Consider the following 18,316-nt stretch of genomic DNA (forward strand, 5'->3'; position numbering starts at 1 on the left):
CTTAAAAAGGCACAAAAGGACTGCCCAAAGGCTAGTCCTCTATGTGCACAATATGATTCTTAATCGTTAATTTGTCCTCACAAAAGAGGGCTAATGCTTTTTTATATGTTTTATGTTCTTCTGGCAATATGCGAGCTGCTAACGTATCCTCTGTATCCTCTGCATACACCGGCACTACAGTTTGCATAATAATAGGCCCTGAGTCCATGCCCGTATCTACAAAGTGAACCGTACAACCACTCACTTTAACCCCCGCAGCCACAGCCTGCCCTTGCGCATGAAGGCCCGGAAAAGACGGCAATAAGGCTGGATGAATATTTAATATCTTATATTCATACGGTTTAATAAACGTAGGGCCTAATAAACGCATATACCCCGCCAATACAATGGCGTCTGGTTTATAAAGTGCAATGGCAGCTAACATAGCCTCCTCAAAGGACTCTTTATTAGCATAATCTTTACGCTCAACCACTACAGCCGGAACACCCCACTCTGCAGCCCGTGCTAATACAGGAGCATCGTGATGGTCGCTTAACACAACCACCACTTGCGCCTTAATTTCACCTGCCTGAATCGCTTCATATAAAGCAGCTGCATTAGAACCACGCCCACTAGCAAAGATAGCAATTCGCTTAGTCAACGAATTCACGTCCTTCCATAATTACGCGTTCTTCTCCAGCAGCTTCAATGCGGCCAATTTCATAAACCGCTTCATTTACTTTAGCTAATTGTGCTTTTACAGCCCCCAAATCTTCTGGCGCTACTACTAAAATCATACCAATCCCCATATTAAAAGTACGGTACATTTCTTTAGTAGCCACCTGACCCCATTCTTGTAGTTTTTCAAAAACAGGTAATTTAGGCCATGCATCAGCATTTACGCGAGCTGTTGTACCTTCTGGCAAAATACGTGGAATATTGTCATAGAAACCACCACCAGTAACATGCACCATACCTTTTAACAGACCTTTGCGAGTTAGCGGTAATACTGCTTTTGGATATAAACGGGTAGGCGTTAATAATTCTTCACCTAAAGTTTTACCAAATTCTGGCACTTCATCAGTCAAGTTCATATTTTGTACGTCAAATACAATTTTACGCACTAATGAAAAACCGTTAGAATGAACGCCCGTAGATGGTAAACCTAATAAAATATCACCAGCTTTAATCGTATCACCAGTCAATAAACGAGGACGATCAACAATACCTACAGCAAAACCAGCTACATCATAATCGCCATCACCATAGAACCCAGCCATTTCAGCCGTTTCTCCACCTAGTAACGCACAACCTGATTCTTCACAAGCTTCTGCTACACCACGAACTATAGTTGCTACTTGTTCAGGCACTAATTTACCAACCGCAATATAGTCAAGGAAAAACAAAGGCGTTGCCCCTTGTACCAAAATATCATTTACACTCATGGCCACACAGTCCTGACCAATAGTATCATGTTTGTCCATCATAATGGCTAGACGCAATTTTGTACCTACCCCATCCGTACCGGATACAAGCATAGGCTCTTTCATATCAAAACCAGCTAAGGAGAACAAGCCGCCAAAGCCTCCAATATCACCGACTACACCAGATGTATACGTGCGTCTTACCGCTGCTTTCATTAAATCGACGGCTTTATTACCTGCATCAATATCAACACCAGCATCACGATATGTTACGCCACCTTTATTCGAGCACATATTTTCCTCCCTCGTCTTGGTCTTCAGGAACTGTTACGGCATAATCGCCATTAAAACATGCGAAGCAAAGTTCTGCTTCAGGTACACCGCTTACGGCACGACACAAGCCTTCACGGCTTAAATAATGAAGTTTATCCGCTTGGATATACTCTCTAATTTCATCGACTGTATGAGTTGCTGCAATTAACTCTTTGCGCACCGAAGTATCAATCCCATAATGGCACGGATATTCAATAGCTGGCGAGCTTACACACATATAAATTTCTTTAGCACCCGCCTCTTTAAGCATACGCACAATAATGCCACTCGTAGTACCGCGCACAATCGAATCATCGATTAAAACAATTCGTTTGCCCCGCACCACATCAGATACAGCATTAAGTTTCATGCGCACTGCCAATTCGCGTTGTGCTTGATCTGGTTTAATAAATGTACGACCCATGTAGCGGTTCTTAATTAAACCTTCTCCAAATGGAATACCAGATTCTCGCGCGTAACCCAAGGCAGCTGTTGTACCAGAGTCAGGAATAGACATAACTAAGTCAGCATCATATTTTGTTTCTCGTGCTAATTCGCGGCCCATATTTAACCGTGCCTGATAGACACTTTGACCGTCAATTTCACTATCAGAACGAGCAAAATAAATATATTCAAATACACAAAGGGCTTTATTGATTTTCGCTTCTGACTCTACAAATAAACGGCTTCGCACACCACTGTCATCAATAATAACCATTTCACCTGGATCAATATGGCGAACAAATTCAGCCTTAATAGCATCAAGTGCGCATGTTTCAGACGACAAAACATAGCCATGTTCTGTTTTACCTAAACAAAGTGGACGGAAACCATTAGCATCACGAACCCCAATCAATTTATCATTCGTGCTAATAACCAATGAAAAAGCGCCTTCAATACGACGTACAGCTTCCACAATTCGCTCTTCCGTATTTTCTGCTTTGGAGCGCGCAATCAAGTTAACAATAACTTCAGAGTCCATAGAGGTCTGAAAAATTGAGCCACTATCTTCTAACTCATGACGCAAATCTAACGCATTTGTCAAATTCCCATTATGGGCAACAGCCATATCGCCCCCTTGGTAATGAATTACCAAAGGCTGAATATTTTTAGGATTATTAGAGCCTGTCGTGGAATAACGCACATGACCTGATGTAATAAAACCACCTGGCACATCAGGTAACTGCTTTATCGCCTCTGTAATAAGGCCCATTCCTTTGGTTACTTCAATATTATTACCATCGCTAATAGCAATACCGGCGCTTTCTTGGCCGCGATGCTGTAAAGCAAATAACCCCCAATAAGTAAAATTTCCTACATTTAAATGGCGATCATAAATACCAAATACGCCACACTCTTCATGCCACTTGTCAAATACAGAGTCGTAATGCATGTTTATCTCCTATTACGCACGTTCGCCAGTTAGGCGGAATAACATTTCTTTGTAGGCATCTTCTACATTGCCAAGGTCACGACGGAAACGGTCTTTGTCAAGTTTTTCATTTGTTTCGCTGTCCCAGAAACGGCAAGTATCTGGAGAAATTTCATCACCTAATAATACTTCCCCATTGTGAAGACCAAACTCTAATTTGAAGTCAACTAAAGTTACTTTCTTTTCAGCTAAGAATTTTTTAAGAACTTCGTTAACTTGCATTGCATATTTACGAACAAGAGCTACCTGTTCTTCTGTAGCCCAGCCTAACGCTAAAATCTGATCTTCGTTGATGAATGGATCTCCTAAATCATCATTTTTGTAGCAGAATTCTAGGATAGGACGTTTGCAAGGAGTGCCTTCTTCAATACCTAAGCGTTTAGACAAAGAACCAGCAATAATATTACGCACAATAACTTCTAGTGGTAAAATTTCTAATTTTTTAACTAATTGATCACGATCATTAAGACGTTTAATAAAATGATTTGGCACACCTTCTTTAGCCAATAATTCAAAAAAGAAGGAGGAAATTTTATTATTTAAAACCCCTTTATCATGGATTGTCCCTTTTTTCTCACCATTAAAAGCAGTAGCGTCATCTTTATAATGAACTAAATATTCGTTTGCATTTTCTGTTTCAAATACTTGTTTCGCTTTACCTTCATATAACATATTCATAGTGTGGCCTCCTATTCGTATACACCCTATTTAAACAATTGCACATAAATTATTGATTCAATTTTATTTGTTTAATTCAGCTTGTAATTTTTCATTCTTTGCAATAACAGTTTTTGCCATATCATCACGATAAGCTTGATATTGTGCTTTTAAAGTAGCATCATGAGCCGCCCCAATTTGCACAGCAAACAAAGCCGCATTCTTGGCCCCATCAACAGCCATAGTTGCTACCGGCATCCCAGATGGCATTTGCACAATAGCTAACAATGCATCAATCCCTTTTAACGCTGTTGCATTCAAAGGTACTCCAATAACAGGCAATACAGTAAAACTAGCAATAACCCCTGGTAAATGAGCCGCAGCCCCAGCACCAGCAACGAAAGCAATCGCGCCTTCAGCCTCTAAACGGGTTACAAATTTTTTCACTTCTTCTGGCGTACGATGGGCCGACGCAATAACCATCTCATAGTCAATGCCAAACTCCTTCAATACGTCTGCGGCTTTTTTCATAACTCCTAAGTCAGAGTCACTACCCATTACGATGCCAACTTTCATGTGAGTCCCTCCTAAATTAACTGACAAAATTGCCTTATATAACGATAATAATTACTACCTAAATTCTAACAAACAGCAACTTATTAGTCAATATAATATTCGAATATTCATTTATTTATTTTTATTAATGTTCGCTATATTCCGAACATTAATAAAAAGGCTCCCCAAATACATAGGGAGCCTTTTGTTACGATTCATGATGCTCATGAGCATGCGCAAGAAAGGAATCTGGCAATTGCGAAATCCCCATAGCTTCTTTAAGCGCTGGTACAGCACTTGGCATATATTGCACGATTTGATTCATCAATACATACAACAATTGTGGTTCAAATGCAGAATTCGAACACATATATACACAGTCTAAATATAAGCTATTATCGTCATGCTCTACATAATATTTGAAGTTTTTATAAATACTGTTTTCACGATTAATAAAGTCCACAATGGCTTGATAGTTTTCCGATGTCACTACATTGCCACCTACCACTACACGAACAACGCTATAAATCGTAGCATCGAGCAACACAAAGATAGGCATATCGCCAATCTCGGTTTGAATATAAGAGCGATATACAACCGTACTTTCTTCGTCTTGAATCTCACGCTTATCAAAGCAAGTTATGTTTTCCTCAACTAAGAACGTTTCAAAAACACCGCTTTTTTCATTCTTAGGTTTTGCCATGCTACACCTCTTCTGCCGTAGGGACACCTATTAAGTAATAGTAAATAACATTACATACTATACGCAGCTAATGATTAGTTTACTTTTTCTTTCTTTTCTTTTTTACCTTTTTCTTTAGTTGCTGGTTCTTCAGCCCCTAATACTTTGCCAAGAATGCTTGGATAGTATTCTTTAATATGTGGCTCTAATACTTCTAATAAAAGACCAACTAATAAATTTGGATCGAATGTTTCTTTAGAAGCTGGCAAGCTAATATCCATGTATACTACATTATCTTCTTCACCTAAGTAGTATTTGAAAATTTTAAATTTACCATTTAATTCGTTAAGATATTCTACTACTTCAGCTTGCTTTTCTGCTGGCACGGCACCAGTAGTTACTACCAAACGAACTAAGTTGAATACAGTATCATCTAACACAACAAACAATGGCAACTGCTGAGCAGCTACATCAAAGTAACCACGATATACTACAGAATTAACATCATCTTGATGTTCTTCTTTTGTGAACCAGTTTGTTACTTCACGGTCTTTTAGAAATTGATCGAACTGTTCTGCTTTAGTGTTCATTGTCACATCTCCCTTTTACTTATAATTATAAATACATTAAATTATTAATCTCTCAAAATGTAAAATTACATTCAAAATATAAAATCACATTTCAATCTATTAGTCATCAATGAAAACGCAATGGTCATCTTCGAATTTTGCAATGCGCACGAGCGATTGTACATCGTAACCAGCGCGTTCTAAACGCTCACGACCAGGCTGGAAAGATTTTTCAATCACAATGGCAATACCTTCTACTGAATCGCCTGCGCTTTCCACTAATTTTACAAGCCCCATAGCCGCTTCACCACTTGCTAAGAAATCATCAATAATAAGGACTTTTTCGCCTTGTGGTAAGAACTTTTTAGAAATAGTTACATCATAGTTTTCTTCCTTAGTATAGGAATATACTACCGAATGATATACATCATCAGTCATAAGAATAGACTTTTTCTTGCGCGCAAACACAAGTGGCACATCCATTTCAATAGCCACTTGCAATGCTACTGCGATACCAGAAGCCTCAATGGTCACAATACGTTGAATGCCCTTATCTTTAAAACGCGCCGCAATTTCCTTACCAATAGCGACAAACAATTTAGGATCAATTTGATGATTTAAAAAGCTGTCCACTTTTAAGACGCGATTGTTTAAAACAATGCCTTCCTCCATAATGCGTTCTTTTAACAATTCCATACGAGAGTCTCCTTGTTGCGTTTCTGTTACTTACACTTACATATATTAATAAGTATTAATACTATACTGATTATATTACAATATCACTTCTTTAAGAGAAGGTCAATAAATTTCGCTGCGCCTTGAGATATAGGCAATAAACGAGACCGCACTAAAGCAATTTTACGTGGCGGCACTACAATATCTGTTTTTATCTCAACTACACGGCCTTCTTTTAACTTTTGTTTTACCAAAATATCTGGCACTAACGATATGCCCATGTTGATTTCAACTAAGTCCATAAGAACATCAAGACTACCTAACTCAAAAGAAGGTTTCTTACAAGCATTGCCTGTCAATTTATCAAAGAATTCACGACTAGCAGCACCTTGTGTTAACAACAATAAAGGCTCTTGCAATAAACGACTTAAGTCAATAGTGCCCATCCCTTTATAAAAAGGACCGCCTACAAACACATCTTGCATAGTCTGTAATTCGATAACTTCTAATTGTGGATTCGCTTCTAATCCGTCATAGGCATTAACAATCGCCATTTGCGCTTCTCGATTCTCTACCATCTGTACACAAAGTGGTGATGGACGATTAGTAATCTGTAAGCCTGTTCCTTGCTCTTGTTCTTGCCATTTTTTAAAATAAGGCAATAAGAAATGACGACATAATGTATCTGTAGCTGCTAATTTTACACTTTCTTGTTCATGTGTAAGACGATCTTGTAGCTGTGTCACCCCATTGTCCAAAATAGAAAATGCTTTAGCCACTGTATCGAAAAGTTCTTTCCCTTCTGGTGTAAACGAAACAGATTTAGTTGTACGTTCAAAAAGTACAATGTCTAATTCTTTTTCTAGCTGCTTAATACTTTGGCTAATAGCAGATTGAGAAACCCCTATCTCTTTAGCTGCTTTAGAAAAGGACAAATGCAAGCCTACCCCTAAAAAGGTACGATACAAATCTGTGGAAATGCTCATATAATCTCTTTAACTCCTTTACAACAACTACCACTCAATACCCCATAAATACTGCCAACACTTAGCAACCTATACCACTTATTTATTAATTAGTAAAACTAATTACAACAAAGAAATTATTAACCTCCTCTAATTAAGTTTTTCTTTACTAATAAGTCTAAACCGTATATACTAGAATTGTCAATATAGGTATATTATATCTATATTTCATAATCAACACAATAGCTAGTGTATTCATTGACAACTAACAAGAGGAGGCTTATTATGTCAATTCATCGCATTTTCGTCCGTAAACGTGAAAACTTTGCGCACGAAGCTACATCTATGTGTCACACCATTCGTACAGAACTGGGCATTCCCGTTAATTCTGTGACTATTTACGAACGCTATGACATTGAAGGGGTATCAGCTGACGACTTAGCCAATGCTAAGCAACTCATCTTCTCTGAGCCACCGGTGGATGAACTATTTGACACCCTCCCCAAAACAGAACAGACTCATATCATCGCCACAGAATACGTACCTGGCCAATATGATCAACGAGCTGATTCAGCTGAACAATGTTTAGCTATGCTAACGCTTAAATCAGGTGCTACGGTGCGCACAGCCCGTGTATTTGCCTTAGAAGGCGATTTAAGTGCTAAAGACATAACTCGTATAAAACAATATTATATCAATCCTGTAGACTCAAGAGAAGCCTCTCTTGAATTACCTACTTCATTACAACTGGATGTGCAGCCAGCCGAACCAGTGGCAAGCTTAGAAGGCTTCATCACGGCCAGCCCTGAAGAATTACAAAATTGGCGTAAAGAGTTAGGCCTTGCCATGAGTGCCGCAGACATCGAACTCATTCAAGATTATTTTGCAAATACGGAAAAACGCAATCCTACCATTACTGAAATTCGCGTATTAGACACCTATTGGTCTGATCATTGCCGTCATACGACCTTTATGACAGAGCTAACTGATATTACTATCGACAATTCACCAGAAACAGTGCCTATTCAAGCCGCCTTTGCTAATTATATGTCAGGCCGTCGCCATCTCTATGCGAGCCGCGAAAAAGCCCGTACATTAATGGATATGGCTACCTTGGCAGTTAAAGAGTTACGCGATCAAGGAGGCTTACAAGAAATTGATGAATCTGATGAAATCAATGCTTGTACTATCGTAGTACCTGTTGAGGTAAATGGCAAAACTGAAGAATGGCTATTACTCTTCAAAAATGAAACCCATAACCATCCTACAGAAATTGAACCTTATGGCGGTGCCGCTACCTGTTTAGGAGGCTGTATTCGCGATCCATTAAGTGGCCGTGCTTATGTATACCAAGCAATGCGTGTAACTGGCTCTGGTAATCCTCTAACGCCACTTAGTGAAACGTTGGAAGGAAAATTACCACAATCACAAATAACTACAGGGGCCGCTCGTGGCTATAGCTCCTATGGTAATCAAATCGGCCTAGCTACTGGTGAAGTTCGCGAATACTACCATCCTGGCTATGTAGCTAAACGCATGGAAATTGGTGCTGTAGTTGGCGCTGCCCCACGCAGCAATGTACGCCGTGAAACGCCTATGCCAGGCGATATTGTCGTACTATTAGGTGGTAAAACAGGCCGTGATGGCTGTGGTGGTGCTACAGGTTCTTCCAAAGAGCATGACCTATCTTCCCTCACTACTTGTGGCGCAGAAGTACAAAAAGGTAATCCTCTAACAGAACGCAAAATTCAACGTCTATTCCGTCGTCCAGAAGTAACTACACTCATCAAACGTTGTAATGACTTTGGTGCTGGTGGCGTATCGGTAGCTATTGGTGAGTTAACCGATGGCCTGCTTATCAATTTAGATAAAGTGCCTAAAAAATATGAAGGTCTCGATGGCACTGAACTGGCAATTTCTGAATCCCAAGAACGAATGGCTTGCGTTATTGCAGCCAATGATTGGGATGCTTTCCGCCAATATTGTGATGAAGAAAACTTAGAAGCTACTATCGTTGCCGATGTTACCGATTCCAACCGCTTAACCATGACTTGGCAAGGCGTTAATATCGTAGATATTTCCCGTGATTTCTTAAACACCAACGGTGCTAAACAAAGTCAAGCCGCCCATGTAGTAGCTCCTGTAGGCACCTTCTACGAAGAGCCTTCTGTTGAGGATATTAAAGAACATTGGCTTGCTACTATGAAAGACTTAGCCGTTACTTCACAGCAAGGTCTTGGCGAACGTTTCGACAGCACTATTGGCGCCGGCACAGTGCTCATGCCATTTAGTGGTTTATATCAGAAAACCCCAGTGCAAGGGATGGCGGCCAAATTGCCTGTATTACACGGCGAAACCACAACTGCCAGCCTTATGACCCATGGTTTTGATCCTTATATTTCAGAATGGAGCCCATTCCATGGCGCACAACAAGCAATTTTACTCTCCGTAGCTAAGATTGTAGCCCTTGGTGGCAAACGCAGCTCCATTTATTTAACCTTACAAGAGTATTTTGAACGCTTAAATCAAGATAAAAATACGTGGGGTAAACCTGTAGCTGCCTTACTTGGCGCCTATGATGCACAAAAACAACTCGGCATTGGTGCGATTGGTGGTAAAGATTCTATGTCCGGTACCTTTATGAACTTAACAGTGCCACCAACACTTGTTTCCTTCGCTGTAACTACTGCTAATGTGGATGATATTATTACGCCACATCTTAAAGAAGCAGGCCATGTCCTACTCCATGTCAATGCACCGCGCAAAGAGGATGCAACGCCTGATTGGGACATCTTTAAATCACAAGCCGACCGCATCACACAACAAGCTAAAGCCGGTCATGTGGCAGCCGCTTATGTCGTAGAGGCTGGTGGAATTGCTGCGGCTATTACCAAAATGGCCTTAGGCAGTCGTTTAGGTATTGAACTAATCGGTGATGTTGAACCTATGTTATTTGCCCCTTACAGTGGCTCTTGGATTATTGAAACGGATGAAGCAACTGCCAATGAATGGGCTAAACACACTCATGTAACACTACTAGGTACCATTACAGAAGAGCCTCAAATTACAATTGATAATTATGAAATTGACTTAGATGAATTAGAAGAAGCCTATGAAAGTACATTAGCACCTATCTTCCCTCTAACCGCCAAATCCGGCCAAGGGGAAGCCGTAGCCTATATTCATAATCAACACGCTAAACCACGACAAAGTCCAAGCATCGCCAAACCACGAATTGTTATTCCTGTATTCCCTGGCACAAACTGTGAATACGATTCAGCTCGTGCCTTTGAAAATGCTGGTGGGGTCGCTGATATTGTCATCATCCGCAATCGCACAGTGGCTGAGTTAGAAGAATCTATTCAAGTAATGAAACAAAAATTGGATGAAGCTCAAATCCTATTCTTCCCTGGTGGTTTCAGCGCTGGTGATGAACCTGATGGCTCAGGTAAATTCATGGCTACCTTATTCCGCAATCCATATTTAAGTGAGTCCTTACACAACTTATTACACAATCGTGATGGCTTAGCCCTTGGTATTTGTAATGGTTTCCAAGCACTCATAAAATTAGGTCTTCTACCATATGGTGATATTGCCCCTATGACAGAAGATAGTCCTACACTAACCTATAATACGATTGGTCGTCACTTATCGAGCATGGTTCGTACTAAAGTTATTTCTACTAAATCACCATGGATGAGTTTAACTAAAGCTGGAGAAATTTATACTGTACCAATTTCTCATGGTGAAGGTCGTTTCATTGCCTCCCCAGCCCAAGTGGTAGAATTCAACCGTAGTGGCCAAATTGCTACGCAATATGTAGATTTAGAAGGGATTGCGTCTTACGATGCTCGTTTTAACCCTAATCAGTCTGTAGCTGCTATTGAAGGTCTATTCAGTCCTGATGGTCGCGTTTTTGGTAAAATGGGGCACATTGAACGTACAGGCTATGGTATTGCGAAAAACATTCCTGGCAAACAAGGTATGCCAGTCTTTGCCTCTGGTGTTGCTTACTTCAAAGACTAATTAATCTAAAAACACTACGAACTTTCAAATACGATATATCACTAAAATATCTCAAAGATTGCACGTATTATTTCAAAAAATGCATACTTAAAGAAAAAAACGGCATGACAAATGTCGTTTTTTTCATATCTATAGGTTGCGTATCTATATGATTACTAGTATCATAATAATTGGTGAATAAGTTTAGAGACATAACCAGCTCTTGTTATTCTTAAGTTGAAAGGATGTAAGGTCATGCATTGCGCACAAAAATTAACAGATAATATTTATTGGATTGGTAGCAATGATTGGGATACAGAACGTTTTGAAAACCTCTTCCCAATTCCTATGGGTGTTAGTTATAATTCCTATTTTATTGATGATGAAAAAACTTGTATTGTAGACTCTGTTGACGATAGCATTCGCCAAGAGTTTTTTGATAATGTGGAGCATTTGCTCAATGGCCGTGAATTAGACTTTGTTGTGGTTAACCACATGGAGCCAGACCATTGCTCAACCTTAATCGAATTAATCGATCGTTACCCTAATGTAAAAATCGTTGGTAATCGCACCACTTTCCGCTTATTTGAACAATTTTATGGTCGCCCTTGCCCAGATAACTACTATGAAGTTAAAGAAGGCGATACGATTGAATTAGGTAAACATACCCTTCATTCATATACTATGCCTATGGTTCACTGGCCAGAAGTAACTTGTACCTTTGAAGCCACTAATGGGATTTTATTCTCTGCTGATGCCTTTGGTACCTTCGGTACTATCAATGGTAATATCTTTGCTGACCAGCTCGACTTTGAACGAGTTTATGAAGATGAAGCGCGCCGTTACTACACCAACATCGTTGGCAAATATGGCGTTCAAGTGCAGAATGCAATAAAAAAAGCCCTTCCGTTAGGCATTAAAATGATTGCGCCCCTACACGGCCCAATCTGGCGTACCCCTGAAAGCATTAAATATATGATTGAAAAATACATGCACTGGAGCACCTATTCTGCTGAAAAGAAAGGCGTAGTCATTGCCTTTGGTTCCATGTATGGTAATACAGCTGAAATGGCGCAACAATTAGCTAAATTATTGTCATTGCGTGGTATTACAGATATTAAAATCTATGACGTATCTAAAACTAATCCATCCTATATTATTGCGGATGCTTGGAAATATAGTCACCTCGTATGCATGGCGCCAACCTATAACTTAGCCTTGTATCTTACAATGGAAAACTTATTATATGAATTGAAAGCACTCAACTTCCACAATCATAAAGTATCCATCGTAGGCAATCACTCTTGGGCCTCTGCAGCGATGAAGCGAATGGTAGAATATTTCACTAATGAATTTAAAGATATGGAAATCGTAGGTACACCACTTGATATTCGCGGTGCCCTACATCCACAACAATTACCTTTATTTGAAAAATTAGCTGACGATATTGTAGCGTCCATTGAAGCTACAGAAATTCAAACCTTCAGCTTATAATCTGATTTACTTATAAAACTTTTGTTTACTATAAAATATACTGTGTATTTTATATAATACTGTATATAAAATATCCAAGACTATGCAAAAAAGCCTTACCAGTTATTATAAAAACTACTGGTAAGGCTTTTCTTACATATAAAACTATTATATTTTATATGTATTTTATTTTCATAAGATTATATTAAAGCACTATATTAAAGCTTTTTAACAAATTCAGATTTTAAAGCCATCGCTCCAAAACCATCAATCTTACAATCAATATTATGATCACCGTCTACAAGGCGTATATTCTTTACTCGCGTCCCCTGTTTTAGCACAGAAGCACCTTTTACTTTTAAATCTTTAATAATAGTCACGGAATCGCCATCTTGTAGCACATTGCCATTTGCATCACGCACAACAAAAGCGGTAGCATCCTCATCACTATCAGCTGCCGTCCATTCATGAGCACACATAGGGCACACATACATGTGACCATCTTCATACGTATATGCTTCACTACATTTTGGACAATTAGGTAACGTTGCCATTCAAATCCTCCTTTTAAAAACGATTATTTTAATATATATCCTTTATTTTACCAAAAATTCTACATATTTTAAAACGAAAAAACAGTTTTTATTCTATTTTAGCCTAATTTAACTCTATTTGTGTTTTGCCAGTAGGCAAGTACTAATAATTAGTATATACTAAATTAAGAATTAAACTATCTATTAAATTAAAGAAATCTGGTGTATACTAAAGAAATGCACATTAAACATTAGGGAGGTTTCCATGAATAATATCGTAGTTATCGGAAGCTGTAACATAGATATAACCGTTTTGGCCTCAAAACGTCCCGCTGCGGGCGAAACAATTTTAGGGACAGGCTTAAACATTTCACCAGGCGGCAAAGGAGCCAATCAAGCTGTAGCTGCAGCTAAACTCGGTGCGAATGTCACTATGGTTGGCTGTGTCGGCAATGATGCATACGGCCAAATGATTAAGGATAACTTACAGCGTTATAAGATTAATACCGACTATTTAATAACTCTAGATAATGAAAATAGCGGTACAGCTCATATTACATTAGCAGAAGGTGACAATAGTATTATTGTACTCTCCGGTGCCAATGCTCAGGTTTCCAAAAAAGTCGTCGACACTGCGTGGGACGCTATAAAAAAAGCTGATTTAGTAATGATTCAAAATGAAATCCCTTTACCTACAATCGGCTATATTACCGAAAAATGCGCTAAAAACGGGATTAAGGTACTTCTCAATCCAGCCCCAGCGGCTGATTTAGAAGCACAGTGGCTAACTGATGCCACTTACATTACACCAAATGAACACGAATTAGCTTCCCTTTATCCCGCGAACAATACAGAGGACGTAATCCTTGCAAATGAAGGAAAAATCATCGTTACCCTTGGCAGTGAAGGCGTTGCCTATGCCCAAGATGGTGAACTTCGTCGTATGCGAAGTTTCAAAGTAACACCAGTAGATACTACTGGTGCTGGCGATACCTTTAATGGTGCCTTTGCTACCGCTATTGTCAACAATAAAACGATTGAAGAAGCAGTTCATTATGGCAATGCTGCGGCCGCCCTCTCTATTCTTAAATTAGGTGCCCAAGAAGGCATGCCTACAGCTGATGAAGTAGCAGCCTTTATGGCTGAAAGGGGCTAATATGCAAAAAGGTGGTATTTTAAATAGTCACATTGCCAAAGTATTGGCTGATCTTGGTCATACCGATACCATTTGTATTGGTGATTGCGGTCTCCCTATTCCAGAGGGCGTTCAAAAAATCGACTTAGCCCTTGCCTTTGGTACACCTAGTTTTGAACAAGTTGTGCGACTATTAAAGGAGCATATGCAAGCAGAAGCTATTCATGTGGCAGAGCCAATTAAAACACAAAATCCTAAAAATTATGCAGTCCTTCAAGAATTATACCCTGAAGACCGCTATACTTGGAAACTAACCAGTCATGAAGACTTTAAAATAGCAACGAAACAATGTAAATGCATTATTCGCACTGGTGAAACTACACCTTATGCCAATGTAATTTTACAAGCCGATTGTATCTTTAACGAAGAAAAATAAGTATCCCTACAAACAATACGGCTAACCAAGATGTATTGTATGTAGAAAACCAATTCAGCAGGAGATTATAATGGAAATTAAAATGACCGGCATTGCCAAAGCGTTCGGTACTAACCAAGTGCTTAAAGACGTTAACATTACCTTAAAAGCCGGCGAAGTTCATGCCCTCATGGGTGAAAATGGGGCTGGTAAATCCACCCTGATGAACATACTCACAGGCCTTCATAAAGCCGATGCAGGGACAATCACAATAGATGGTGTAAATACTACCTATACGAGTCCTCGTGAAGCCGAAAAACATGGCATTGCCTTTATCCATCAAGAACTTAACATTTGGCCTAATTTAAGCTTATTAGAAAATCTATATTTAATGCAGCCTAAAACAAATGGTCTGGGCATGCTTAATAAACAAGCCATGCTCCAAGAAGCCAAAGCTAAATGCGAAGAAATGAAAATTGAATTGCCCCTTACCAAAGAAGCAGGCCTTTGTTCAGTAGGTCAACAGCAAATGGCTGAAATTTTACGAGTATTAATGCTGAATGCTAAGGTTGTTATCATGGACGAACCTTCAGCAGCCTTAACAGAGCGTGAAACAGCTACCCTCTTCCGTATGATGCGTCAATTAAAAGAACAGGGTGTTGCTATTGTCTACATTTCTCACCGCATGGAAGAAGTATTTAGTGAATGTGATGTAATTACCGTTATGCGTGATGGACACACCATTAGTACAAAGGCGGTTACCGATACGAATGTAGATGAAGTGGTTCGCGACATGGTAGGTCGCTCCATTGATGAATTCTATCCTGACCGCAGCACTATGCCAGAGGAAGTCATCCTTACCGTCAATGGCCTACAGCCTAAAGATTTTAGCCACACGATTTCCTTCGATTTACATAAAGGCGAAATTCTAGGTGTAGCTGGTCTCATGGGAGCTGGCCGTACAGAAATCATGCGGGCTATTTTTGGTATTGACTCCTACGATGGTGGCGAAATTATCTTGAATGGCAAACCCCTTCATTTTAAAAAGCCAGAAGATGCTATTAAAGCAGGGATTGCCTTTATTACAGAAGACCGCAAAGGGGAAGGTTTGATTTTAGATTTTTCCATTGGTTCAAATATTACCTTGCCAAATCTAAAACAAGTCTGCCCTACGCATGTATTAAACAAGAGTAAACTCTTTGAGTTTGCGGATACCTTATCAAAAAAATTAGGCGTTAAAACACAATCGGTTCATTTACCAGCCTCTTCCCTTTCTGGTGGGAATCAGCAAAAAGTCGTTATTGCCAAATGGATTGGCCTAGCACCATCGATTATCATCATGGATGAACCAACTCGTGGTATCGACATTGGGGCCAAACGCGACATTTATGACTTAATGAATGAATTAACTAGCCAAGGGGTCTCCATCATTATGGTGTCCTCAGAGCTACCAGAAGTATTAGGTATGAGCGATCGGGTCATGGTTATTCACGAAGGCGCTGTAGCGGGCATTTTAGACCGCACTAACGCTACCCCAGAATCTATCATGAACCTAGCTACAGGAGGACAATAATGAATCGAACTATGACAGACACTATTAAGAAATTAGGCCCCCTCATTGGCCTAATTGCCTTATTTATTATTATCGCTAGTCTTAATGACAGCTTTTTAGATTTTTCTAATTTACGTAACTTATTGCGTCAAGTCTCAATCAATGCCATTATCGCCTTTGGTATGACCTTTGTTATTCTAACAGCGGGCATTGATTTATCGGTAGGCTCCATCTTAGCCTTATCCAGTGCTATTATGGCTAACTTTATTGTAGGCGGTATGAATCCTGAAGTAGCCATTTTAGCGGCTGCTGGGGTCGGCATTATCTTAGGCGGTATTAACGGGATCGTCATTGCCTATGGAAAAGTAGCACCTTTTATTGCCACCTTAGCAACCATGACTATTTACCGTGGGGCTACCCTTGTTTTTACCGATGGTAATCCAATTAGTGGTCTTACAACAGACCCTATGTTCCACGCTTTTGGTCAAGGCGATATTGCAGGTTTACCAATTCCAGCTATCACGATGTTTCTTTCCTTCCTCATTCTATGGTTTGTTTTACAAAAGACTTCCTTAGGTCGACAAACCTATGCTGTAGGTGGTAGTGAAAAAGTTAGTTATATTGCAGGGATTAAAATTAATCGTGTAAAAATCTTTGCCTATGCCTTAACTGGTATGTTAAGTGCTATTGCGGGCGCTATTATTACCTCACGTCTTAATTCAGCGCAACCAACTGCTGGTATGGGCTATGAACTTGATGCTATCGCAGCCGTAGTACTTGGTGGCACAAGCCTAGCTGGTGGCCGTGGACACATCGTAGGCACATTAATTGGTGCCCTCATCATCGGTACTTTAAATAATGGCTTAAATATTCTCGACGTTTCCAGTTTCTATCAACAAATTGTAAAAGGTATTGTAATCTTACTTGCTGTCCTTGGGGACCGCAAAAAAGCGTAGGAGGTTAGAATGAAAAAATTATTAACAATCATCGTTGCTATGGTTCTCGTAATCGGCTTAATCGCTGGTTGTGGCTCTAGCTCTAATAGTGGCGGTGGCGACAAAAAACAAGGTACAATCGGTTTCTCTGTGTCTACCTTAAACAACCCATTCTTCGTTTCTTTAAAAGATGGCGTTGAAAAACAGGCTAAAGAATTAGGTCTTAAAGTTAAAATTGTAGACGCACAAAACGATCCAGCTAAACAGGCTAATGATGTAGCTGACTTATTAGAAAGTGGCGTATCCATTTTAATTGTTAATCCAGTAGACTCTGCCGCTATTGCTACTTCTGTAGAAGCTGCTAACGGTAAAAACATTCCTGTAATTACTGTTGACCGCTCTACTGATAAAGGTAAAGTTGTGGCTCATATTGCCTCTGATAATGTTAAAGGTGGCGAAATGGCTGCTCAGTTAATCGTTGATAAATTAGGTAATGGCGCTAAAGTAGCTGAAATCGAAGGTATTCCTGGTGCTTCTGCTACTCGTGAACGTGGCCAAGGCTTCCACAACGTAGCTGACAAATCTTTAGACGTAGTAGCTAAACAAAGTGCTGACTTTGACCGCACAAAAGGCTTAAACGTTTCTACAAATATTCTTCAAGCTAACCCTGATGTAAAAGCTATTTTCGCCCACAATGATGAAATGGCTCTAGGCGCTATTCAAGCGGCAAAATCAGCTGGTAAACAAATCTTCATCGTAGGCTTTGATGGCACGGAAGATGCTCAAAAAGCTGTAGAAGATGGTACTTTAGCAGCTACTGTAGCACAACAACCTGAATTAATGGGTAAAATTGCCGTTGACACTGCTTCTAAAGTTATCAAAGGTGAACAAGTAGACAGCAAAATTCCTGTAGAATTAAAAGTAATCACTAAATAGTAATTCCTTGAACAATCGATTGATAGAAACTTACATAGAAACTATTAAAAGCTCTCTATTGGCTACACTACGGTGTATCCAG

At 39.6% G+C, this 18,316-nt stretch carries 17 protein-coding genes; 7 read left to right on the top strand and 10 right to left on the bottom strand.

Translation table 11 applies throughout. The features are described from left to right. Positions 1-31 precede the first annotated feature (31 nt). From purN to NFR44_RS06840, 9 genes are all read right to left on the bottom strand, one after another. Positions 32-649, bottom strand: coding sequence for a phosphoribosylglycinamide formyltransferase (gene purN, locus NFR44_RS06800; RefSeq protein ID WP_251442665.1), 618 nt, complete (start codon positions 647-649; stop codon positions 32-34). Next, entirely contained in the window at positions 633-1,697 is a 1,065-nt protein-coding gene (gene purM, locus NFR44_RS06805; protein ID WP_251442668.1) for a phosphoribosylformylglycinamidine cyclo-ligase, read from the bottom strand. The genes purN and purM overlap by 17 nt, the downstream gene beginning before the upstream one ends. After that, positions 1,684-3,108 (bottom strand): amidophosphoribosyltransferase, encoded by a 1,425-nt coding sequence (gene purF, locus NFR44_RS06810; RefSeq protein ID WP_251442671.1) that lies wholly within the window; start codon positions 3,106-3,108, stop codon positions 1,684-1,686. Before purF ends, purM begins: the two co-directional genes overlap by 14 nt. Positions 3,109-3,120: 12 nt before the next feature. Then, the gene (gene purC, locus NFR44_RS06815; protein ID WP_251442674.1) at positions 3,121-3,825 is read right to left on the bottom strand and encodes a phosphoribosylaminoimidazolesuccinocarboxamide synthase; all 705 of its coding nucleotides are present in this window, start codon (positions 3,823-3,825) and stop codon (positions 3,121-3,123) included. A 63-nt stretch (positions 3,826-3,888) separates the two neighbouring features. Next, positions 3,889-4,380: a 5-(carboxyamino)imidazole ribonucleotide mutase gene (purE, locus tag NFR44_RS06820; RefSeq protein ID WP_251442677.1), complete on the bottom strand. Its 492-nt coding sequence runs from the start codon at positions 4,378-4,380 to the stop codon at positions 3,889-3,891. Between the two features lie 187 nt (positions 4,381-4,567). Continuing rightward, entirely contained in the window at positions 4,568-5,062 is a 495-nt protein-coding gene (locus tag NFR44_RS06825; RefSeq protein ID WP_251442681.1) for a hypothetical protein, read from the bottom strand. A gap of 74 nt (positions 5,063-5,136) precedes the next feature. After that, positions 5,137-5,631, bottom strand: coding sequence for a type III secretion system chaperone family protein (locus NFR44_RS06830; protein ID WP_251442684.1), 495 nt, complete (start codon positions 5,629-5,631; stop codon positions 5,137-5,139). Between the two features lie 99 nt (positions 5,632-5,730). Then, the gene (locus NFR44_RS06835; RefSeq protein ID WP_251442687.1) at positions 5,731-6,306 is read right to left on the bottom strand and encodes a xanthine phosphoribosyltransferase; all 576 of its coding nucleotides are present in this window, start codon (positions 6,304-6,306) and stop codon (positions 5,731-5,733) included. Between the two features lie 83 nt (positions 6,307-6,389). Next, positions 6,390-7,271, bottom strand: coding sequence for a LysR family transcriptional regulator (locus tag NFR44_RS06840; protein WP_251442689.1), 882 nt, complete (start codon positions 7,269-7,271; stop codon positions 6,390-6,392). Between the two features lie 264 nt (positions 7,272-7,535). On the opposite strand from NFR44_RS06840, the gene NFR44_RS06845 reads away from it, so the two are divergent. Together NFR44_RS06845 and NFR44_RS06850 are read left to right on the top strand one after the other, a co-directional pair. Beyond that, positions 7,536-11,276 carry a phosphoribosylformylglycinamidine synthase gene (locus tag NFR44_RS06845; protein ID WP_251442692.1) on the top strand — a complete coding sequence of 1,247 codons (3,741 nt, stop codon included), beginning with the start codon at positions 7,536-7,538 and terminating at the stop codon, positions 11,274-11,276. Positions 11,277-11,510: 234 nt separating this feature from the next. Continuing rightward, positions 11,511-12,749 (top strand): FprA family A-type flavoprotein, encoded by a 1,239-nt coding sequence (locus NFR44_RS06850; protein WP_251442695.1) that lies wholly within the window; start codon positions 11,511-11,513, stop codon positions 12,747-12,749. Between the two features lie 197 nt (positions 12,750-12,946). On the opposite strand, the gene NFR44_RS06855 is transcribed toward NFR44_RS06850, so the two are convergent. Further along, positions 12,947-13,282 (bottom strand): zinc ribbon domain-containing protein YjdM, encoded by a 336-nt coding sequence (locus tag NFR44_RS06855; protein ID WP_251442706.1) that lies wholly within the window; start codon positions 13,280-13,282, stop codon positions 12,947-12,949. Positions 13,283-13,526: 244 nt separating this feature from the next. Between NFR44_RS06855 and rbsK the strand changes: the two genes are divergently transcribed. From rbsK to rbsB, 5 genes are all read left to right on the top strand, one after another. Then, the gene (gene rbsK / locus NFR44_RS06860; RefSeq protein WP_251442709.1) at positions 13,527-14,417 is read left to right on the top strand and encodes a ribokinase; all 891 of its coding nucleotides are present in this window, start codon (positions 13,527-13,529) and stop codon (positions 14,415-14,417) included. Position 14,418: 1 nt separating this feature from the next. After that, the gene (gene rbsD, locus NFR44_RS06865; protein WP_251442725.1) at positions 14,419-14,832 is read left to right on the top strand and encodes a D-ribose pyranase; all 414 of its coding nucleotides are present in this window, start codon (positions 14,419-14,421) and stop codon (positions 14,830-14,832) included. A 70-nt stretch (positions 14,833-14,902) separates the two neighbouring features. Beyond that, entirely contained in the window at positions 14,903-16,384 is a 1,482-nt protein-coding gene (locus tag NFR44_RS06870; protein WP_251442728.1) for a sugar ABC transporter ATP-binding protein, read from the top strand. Further along, on the top strand, positions 16,384-17,319 hold the full coding sequence (locus NFR44_RS06875; RefSeq protein ID WP_251442731.1) for an ABC transporter permease subunit: 936 nt from the start codon (positions 16,384-16,386) through the stop codon (positions 17,317-17,319). Before NFR44_RS06870 ends, NFR44_RS06875 begins: the two co-directional genes overlap by 1 nt. A 9-nt stretch (positions 17,320-17,328) precedes the next feature. Further along, entirely contained in the window at positions 17,329-18,234 is a 906-nt protein-coding gene (gene rbsB, locus NFR44_RS06880; RefSeq protein WP_251442734.1) for a ribose ABC transporter substrate-binding protein RbsB, read from the top strand. Positions 18,235-18,316: the final 82 nt, after the last annotated feature.

It is taken from the genome of Veillonella intestinalis (assembly GCF_943193155.1).
Classification (GTDB): domain Bacteria; phylum Bacillota; class Negativicutes; order Veillonellales; family Veillonellaceae; genus Veillonella_A; species Veillonella_A intestinalis.

Coding starts and splice junctions, on each gene's coding strand:
- rbsD (WP_251442725.1), top strand. CDS start 14,419: ATGCAAAAAGGTGGTATTTTAAATAGTCACATTGCCAAAGTATTGGCT.
- NFR44_RS06850 (WP_251442695.1), top strand. CDS start 11,511: ATGCATTGCGCACAAAAATTAACAGATAATATTTATTGGATTGGTAGC.
- NFR44_RS06835 (WP_251442687.1), bottom strand. CDS start 6,306: ATGGAATTGTTAAAAGAACGCATTATGGAGGAAGGCATTGTTTTAAAC.
- purC (WP_251442674.1), bottom strand. CDS start 3,825: ATGAATATGTTATATGAAGGTAAAGCGAAACAAGTATTTGAAACAGAA.
- purM (WP_251442668.1), bottom strand. CDS start 1,697: ATGTGCTCGAATAAAGGTGGCGTAACATATCGTGATGCTGGTGTTGAT.
- rbsB (WP_251442734.1), top strand. CDS start 17,329: ATGAAAAAATTATTAACAATCATCGTTGCTATGGTTCTCGTAATCGGC.
- NFR44_RS06845 (WP_251442692.1), top strand. CDS start 7,536: ATGTCAATTCATCGCATTTTCGTCCGTAAACGTGAAAACTTTGCGCAC.
- purF (WP_251442671.1), bottom strand. CDS start 3,108: ATGCATTACGACTCTGTATTTGACAAGTGGCATGAAGAGTGTGGCGTA.
- NFR44_RS06870 (WP_251442728.1), top strand. CDS start 14,903: ATGGAAATTAAAATGACCGGCATTGCCAAAGCGTTCGGTACTAACCAA.
- purE (WP_251442677.1), bottom strand. CDS start 4,380: ATGAAAGTTGGCATCGTAATGGGTAGTGACTCTGACTTAGGAGTTATG.
- NFR44_RS06830 (WP_251442684.1), bottom strand. CDS start 5,631: ATGAACACTAAAGCAGAACAGTTCGATCAATTTCTAAAAGACCGTGAA.
- rbsK (WP_251442709.1), top strand. CDS start 13,527: ATGAATAATATCGTAGTTATCGGAAGCTGTAACATAGATATAACCGTT.
- NFR44_RS06855 (WP_251442706.1), bottom strand. CDS start 13,282: ATGGCAACGTTACCTAATTGTCCAAAATGTAGTGAAGCATATACGTAT.
- NFR44_RS06840 (WP_251442689.1), bottom strand. CDS start 7,271: ATGAGCATTTCCACAGATTTGTATCGTACCTTTTTAGGGGTAGGCTTG.
- NFR44_RS06875 (WP_251442731.1), top strand. CDS start 16,384: ATGAATCGAACTATGACAGACACTATTAAGAAATTAGGCCCCCTCATT.
- NFR44_RS06825 (WP_251442681.1), bottom strand. CDS start 5,062: ATGGCAAAACCTAAGAATGAAAAAAGCGGTGTTTTTGAAACGTTCTTA.